Annotated in this window: 2 protein-coding genes; one reads left to right on the top strand and one right to left on the bottom strand. The window is 44.3% G+C overall.

The window, feature by feature from the left end; all coding sequences use genetic code 11:
* Window positions 1–358 (bottom strand): metallophosphoesterase (locus R7R78_RS25250; RefSeq protein ID WP_225474514.1); only part of this gene is annotated, 358 nt, incomplete at its 3' end.
* A 278-nt stretch (window positions 359–636) separates the two neighbouring features.
* Between R7R78_RS25250 and R7R78_RS25255 the strand changes: the two genes are divergently transcribed.
* A partial coding sequence (locus tag R7R78_RS25255; RefSeq protein ID WP_225474515.1) for a nitronate monooxygenase occupies window positions 637–847 on the top strand: 211 nt, incomplete at its 3' end.

Below are 847 nucleotides of genomic sequence, written 5' to 3' on the forward strand. Positions count from 1 at the left end.
ATTCAAATTCGTGGTTACCGAGTGTTATCGCGTCGTAGCCCATCGCACTGTACAAATCGAAAGAGAGCTTGCCTTGCGTTTTTTTCGCGAGTGAACCAGTGAAAATGTCCCCCGCATCGAACAAGAAACTGGTCTCCTCTTGCGCGCGGGTTTGTTTGATCAGTGTGGCAAGGTAAGGAATACCGCCAATGCGGCAAATGTCTGGATTCCAAAATGCGTCAACGGGCTCATAAACGCTTTCAATGTCATTGGTGTGCAGCAACGTGACGTTGCGAATTTCCGCAAAGGAAGAAAATGACACACCGATAGAGAACGCCGCTAACGCATACAGCAACGGCTTTTTAGAAAATGTCTTCATAGTTGATCCGGTAAAAGTTGAGTAAGAAGTAAGGTTTCGCGAAACAGAGCAACTTTAAAAAAGCACGTAACTCAGGCGATTGAATTGGATCACATAAATTCATGTCAGTAATCGCTAATTGACGCGGAATATCATTTTGAGTGGGCGTTGAGTGCACAGAAATAACAACGCAGTTGGGTGAAAATTAGTCGATATGAGATAGTGGACATATTGATGCGTGTCAGTGAAAACGCGCATAAAACAACAAAAACTCAGTTGGATGAACTCAAGGAAGAACGATGAAAAACAACGCATTTAATGCACTTTTGGGGACAGAGTTACCGATTATTCAAGCCCCAATGGCTGGCGTGCAAGATAGCCAAATGGCCATTGCAGTGAGTAATGTTGGCGGGCTTGGCTCGTTACCTTGTGGAATGCTGAATAAAGACGCCATCGTTAAAGAACTTCAACTTATTCAACAGGCGACCAATCGACCATTCAACCTCAACT

The sequence above is a fragment of the Vibrio sp. 2134-1 genome, assembly GCF_033339495.1.